The organism is Sulfitobacter sp. (assembly GCF_036961165.1).
Lineage (GTDB): Bacteria > Pseudomonadota > Alphaproteobacteria > Rhodobacterales > Rhodobacteraceae > Sulfitobacter.
Map to the genome: position 1 here is coordinate 1 of NZ_JBALVJ010000137.1, position 5,071 is coordinate 5,071.

Sequence of the window (5,071 nt, forward strand, 5' to 3'; positions counted from 1 at the left end):
GGCAGTTTGACATCAGGCCGATTTGTGCAACAAAGTCGGCTCAGGTCAGATGCGAAGTGCGCATAACCGCGCCGCATGGTGCGCGCCAAATCCACGCGGGTGATGTTCTGGTGCTGCAGGCCGATGTAGACGCGCTCGCCGAGGCGCTATCAGTCTTTGGCATCGAGCTTGAGGCGCAGAAAACTGCCTCGGATAGTAAAGACGAAAAGGCAGACGAGGCGTCCGAAAAGACATCAAAAGCGGCCAAGGCCGAAACCGCCATCAGAAAGGCTGACAAGGTCGAGGACGCCGATGAGAGCGATGAGCGTGACGAGGATATCATCCTACGAGAACTTGCCATTCTACCATGCGCGACCATTGCCGGGCGTTCAGCCAGCGATCTGAGGCTGCGCACGAGCTATGGGCTCAATCTGCTTGCCGTGTCGCGCGAAGGACGCCAACCACAGGCGCGGCTTCGCAAGCTGAAACTGAAATCCGGCGACCTGCTACTGATGCAGGGTCCGGCCGAGATGATGGCCGAATTCATCAACGATACGGGCTGCGTGCCGCTGGGTGAGCGTGAGTTGCGCATCCCCGACAAACGTATGGCGATCATTGCGGGCGCGATGCAGACGACTGGCGCCGCGGATCTGCTGGCGCGGTTTCTGGTCGGGACCATTGCGCAAGGTAACCCCATCGCCGCCTTGGCAGTGGTCTTGATCACCACAATGTTCCTGTCGGACGTGATGAACAACGCCGCCACTGCGGCCATCCTCTGCCCCATCGCCCTGGGCATTTCCGCCACTCTTGGCGTCAATCCGGACAGCTTCCTGATGGCAGTGGCGATTGGCGCATCCTGCGCCTTTCTCACGCCTATCGGACATCAAAACAACACGCTGATCCTTGGCCCCGGCGGCTTCCGGTTCGGTGATTACTGGCGGCTGGGACTTCTGGTCGAGGTCATCGTGGTCGCCGTCAGTATGCCCCTGTTGTTGATCATCTGGCAGCTCTGAATCCGCATGGGCAGACCTCTCACGATCAATTGACATGTGACAGCAAGATCCGGCAGGTCCAAGCTATTGCCTCACCGACGCGCGCGTAGTTTGTCTATCACACCCTGCGCCCACGTCTTCGCGGTTTCCAGTGTGTGGCTTTCTTCGATCAGTCCGCGCAGGGCGCTCATTTGCAACTCGAACAACCCATGTTTGCGCAAATCAGAAGTCCCTTCATCCAGCCCAAGCGGCAGGATGTTCTCAAGGTAAGTTCCCCCTAAAAGGCGGCGAAGGAGCCCTTCGCCCAAAAACGCCTCATCGTTGTTCAGCGTTCGCGTTGCCCTTAGCAGGCGGCGGATATCATACTGGCCCGGGTAGATGTCGGGCACCTGCTTCTTGAGACCAAGCAGGCTGTAAACGCCGATGCGCGCCGTGCGTACCGAGCTTTCCAGCGTGAATACGACGTCGTTGTGGGTTTCGATAAACTGGCCGAGACATGCCAAGTTTGTGGACCCCTTCGGCACGGCCCATGGACGGTCGCCGCGGGATCTGGGCAGGAACTGTGCGGTGATATAGGGCATCAGCGCGGTGCGCACTTTGGTGGCCGCGATTACCTCTTCGACCTGATCAATAAGGCCAAGGTGATAACACAGCTCGGTCAGGATTTCGCGGCCCGTGCAGTCCGGCATCGGCTTTTTAACGTAATCGCCCGGTTGATCCATCAGCAACGCATAGACCCAGGGTACGATAACATCATCTGGCTGATCCATGAAATGCGGTTGGCGGTTGATCGTGAAGCTCATCAGCAACGCAGAGTCCGTGATGGTGACAATGCCCCCCGTGACCGTCTTGCCGGAATAGGGATCGTTGACCGACAGCTCCTTCAGCTTGTCCATCAGTGGTGATGGCTTGCAAGTCAGCGTCGCCGATTCCCAGGTTGACCTCGGCAAATCGCCACAGAATTTATCTGGTCGTCCAAAGGCGGGTGATTTCCGGGCGAGGTTTTCCCACAACCGCCAGCTTGCGCCAACACCCGGGTCCGGTAAGTTCACTCTAAGCTTTGGGGCCGTATCATTATCCCCAAAGGCCGTGACCTCAACGATAGACCCAATGGTCACGAAGACCAGATCCTTCGCACCAACCGCTATCGTCGTCTCGCCGCTACCCGTGTGGCACCAAATTGCCGTTGTGGTCCGGGTTTCGCCCTCGCTGTCCATCTCGACGTCAGACACGATTGTGTCGTATTGGATTTTTACGCCCCGGTCCTTCGGCCACGCAATCAAGGGCACGATGAAGCTATCGTATTGATTGTATTTCGGAAAGACGAGCGCGGTCATGTCGTTCAGCCCATCCATCAGATGCAGGAACCGATGCATGTACAGCTTCATTTCCAGCACCGAATGCCAGTTCTGAAAGGCGAACATGGTGCGCCAGAACGTGTAGAAGTTGGTCTTCAGGAAGTCTTCGCTGAACCAGTCTTCAACGGTGACGTCGTCAAGGTCTTCCTTTCGGGCAAGGAAAAGCCGCACCAGTTCAAGCTGCTGCAACTTGCTCAGGCCCATGATCGAGGAACCCTTGATCTGGCCCTGTTTTTCAAGAAGCCGGGCCTTCGAGCAGTTCTTGTCGGCATCATTCACGATCCGGAATTCGTCGAGCACCGTGAAAGGCGCGGGCAGTTCCAAAGCCGGTATTTCCGAGAAATACATCCCAGAAGTTCTGATAGGTCAACTCCATCTCGCGACCGCCGCGGACGACATAACCATCCTCGGCATTGCCAGCCCCATCAAGCGCGCCGCCCTCGATCTTGTGGGATTCAAGGATGGTGATATTTTCGCCGGGCATATGACCGTCTCGGATCAGGAAGAAGGCGGCGGTCAGGCCGCCGATTCCACTGCCGACAATATAGGCATGGCGGTCCGCAATGCCTTTCGTTGGAAGCGGGCGATTATTGGTATAGCTCCCGTGCAGGTCAGCGGGTGGCAACAGCGTATCAAGGCCGTTGTGCAAATGCCGGGACGATGCGTCAGGAGCGACTTCCACAGCTTGCGCAGCCATGAGATCAATATGTGTCCGGAAGCGAGAGCTGTCTGTCATTGGAATATCAGGGTGATCCATGGTGGTCTCCTCGTTTAGAAATGAACCGGACCGTTACGTCCAGACGCAGCGGCGATTGCGACCCCGCTTTCGGGCTGACCACATCAAATCGGAAAAGACCGGAACGCACACTGATCTGGATTACCCTGTGCGCTACATGTGATGATCTTCGGTTCGGCTTAAAGCACCCGCTCAGTTTCTCAAAATGCGCCCTCGTCACAGATATTGAACGGTTGCGACGCGGATCAAGAGTCATGGGACCGCTCTTTCCAATGGAACTAGCGGTATTTCATCTCAGCGACGAAGACGCCGCCACGGCCGGGATCAAAACATAGGTGTGCTCAGCATCAAAAAGGTCGACCGTTTAGGGTGGTCACAGTCCCATAGGACACCCCAAAAACAGCGGAAAGTTGAAAGGATTTCAGCAGTCGCAACTTCTTACTCACACTGGCCGGACTTCAGCACAACTCAATCTGGCCGCGACTTCACGCCAGTAACGGCCCGATCTGGTCCAGATAAGTCATCTCGAAATCTGCAAATTTGACCAGACGGTCATAGTTATAGAACGTTACGAAACCTTCGCGGAACTTTCGCAGAACCCGATTGACGTGGACAGAGCTAAGCCCCAGTGCATCGGCCATCAGATACTGTGTCAGAGGACAAGCATAGCCCGCCTTGCTACCCAAGCCGACAAGGGCAAGTCTCGCACCAAGCTCCAACAAGAAATGCGCCACACGGACCTCCGCTTCGCGACGTCCTATATTGATTAAATGCTCGACCACCATTGCCTCGTCACGTGACGCAGCCCAAAGCACGGCAGTGGCCAGCCGAGGCGTGTCGGAAAACGCCTTCATAAGATCAGAGATATTCACTTCCGTTACTTCGATGTCCGGAACAGGCTCTATGCTGTGATCGGAAATGTGCAACACAACGCTCCGCAAACTCAGAAAATCGCCAGGGATCTGGAAATCGACAATCTGCCGCTGACCATCCTCCAGAAGTTTGTAAGAACAGGCCCAGCCAGAAATGAGGATGGACGCAGCCTGATCCGATTGCCCTTGATGCACCAGATCGCGTCCTGCGACAAAGGTGCGACGGCGCTTGTGCAGACCGTCAAGTACGGACAGTTCAGCATCTGTTAATGCGACGAAAGCGCCCAGTTTGCGCGCGAGTGGCTTAATCTGCATCATGTGCCCCTTTTCACAAATCGTGTTGGTCACTTATCCAAGCGAAACCGACCGCGACTGATGTCGATCAGCCCAAAGGTACAGAATCTTTGAAAGACTGCGTGTACCGCTGCGCAGGCCCACTGCGCGAGCGCAATAATTCTGAGAGGTAAAAACAGTATGTTTAATCATAGCACGACTTCTGGTGTGGCCGCCCTATCAATCTGCGAAGCGCTGCTTCTTGCGCTGAACGATGCGAAGGTCCTGCCAGAAAGTGAGATCATGGGCATTCTCAAAGATGCATCCGCCACACATGAAAATGCGGGGGGGTCCGACATAGAGATCGAGGAGCACACCGCCGTCGCCACACTGATCAACCGGATCATCACAGGTGGAAATTCTGTCCGTAGACCCTGATTGAGGCGTTTCACCATTTGCGACAGTTTGGCAGCCCAAGCGGATTGGTGCCGTCATAGCACAGACCCTGACCACAGCCGCGCTGAACCAGCTCACGCAACTTCAGCCACGGTGGGCACCTGGAATGATGGCCGCTACACAAAGGAATATCGAATGTCTGAACTCATTGTCGTTGCATATGACACGCCCGCCGAAGCCGAGGCCGCGCGAAAAGAACTCTTTGGAATGGCAAAGGAATATCTTGTCGATATTGCCGATGCAGTTATCGCAACGGCGGACAAAGATCAGAACATCAAGCTGGACTAGATGGTCAATATGTGGACCGTAGGTGCCACCGGTGGTGCGTTTTGGGGCCTTCTAGCCGGTCTTATGTCAACGCCGGACTAAAACTGCACCAATCGCCGGAGAGAAAGTGCGCCACTT

The 5,071-nt window shown here is 55.7% G+C and carries 7 protein-coding genes; 4 read left to right on the forward strand and 3 right to left on the reverse strand.

Annotated elements, in window-relative coordinates; translation table 11 throughout:
• A partial coding sequence (locus tag V7730_RS21905) for an SLC13 family permease (RefSeq protein WP_335749680.1) occupies positions 1-992 on the forward strand: 992 nt, incomplete at its 5' end.
• 71 nt (positions 993-1,063) lie between these two features.
• Here the strand turns inward: V7730_RS21905 and V7730_RS21910 are convergent.
• On the reverse strand, positions 1,064-2,653 hold the full coding sequence (locus V7730_RS21910) for an oleate hydratase (RefSeq protein WP_335749681.1): 1,590 nt from the start codon (positions 2,651-2,653) through the stop codon (positions 1,064-1,066).
• Complete coding sequence (locus V7730_RS21915) at positions 2,601-3,086, reverse strand: oleate hydratase (protein ID WP_335749682.1); 486 nt, start codon at positions 3,084-3,086, stop codon at positions 2,601-2,603. The genes V7730_RS21910 and V7730_RS21915 overlap by 53 nt, the downstream gene beginning before the upstream one ends.
• Before the next feature lie 20 nt (positions 3,087-3,106).
• Here V7730_RS21915 and V7730_RS22815 point away from each other — a divergent pair, with 20 nt between their 5' ends.
• Positions 3,107-3,400: an STAS/SEC14 domain-containing protein gene (locus V7730_RS22815; protein ID WP_443070267.1), complete on the forward strand. Its 294-nt coding sequence runs from the start codon at positions 3,107-3,109 to the stop codon at positions 3,398-3,400.
• Positions 3,401-3,550: 150 nt separating this feature from the next.
• On the opposite strand, the gene V7730_RS21920 is transcribed toward V7730_RS22815, so the two are convergent.
• The gene (locus tag V7730_RS21920) at positions 3,551-4,255 is read right to left on the reverse strand and encodes a Crp/Fnr family transcriptional regulator (protein WP_335749683.1); all 705 of its coding nucleotides are present in this window, start codon (positions 4,253-4,255) and stop codon (positions 3,551-3,553) included.
• A 156-nt stretch (positions 4,256-4,411) separates the two neighbouring features.
• On the opposite strand from V7730_RS21920, the gene V7730_RS21925 reads away from it, so the two are divergent.
• Positions 4,412-4,648, forward strand: a complete 237-nt coding sequence (locus V7730_RS21925; RefSeq protein ID WP_335749684.1) for a hypothetical protein — start codon at positions 4,412-4,414, stop codon at positions 4,646-4,648.
• A gap of 153 nt (positions 4,649-4,801) precedes the next feature.
• Positions 4,802-4,954, forward strand: coding sequence for a hypothetical protein (locus V7730_RS21930; protein WP_335749685.1), 153 nt, complete (start codon positions 4,802-4,804; stop codon positions 4,952-4,954).
• Positions 4,955-5,071: the final 117 nt, after the last annotated feature.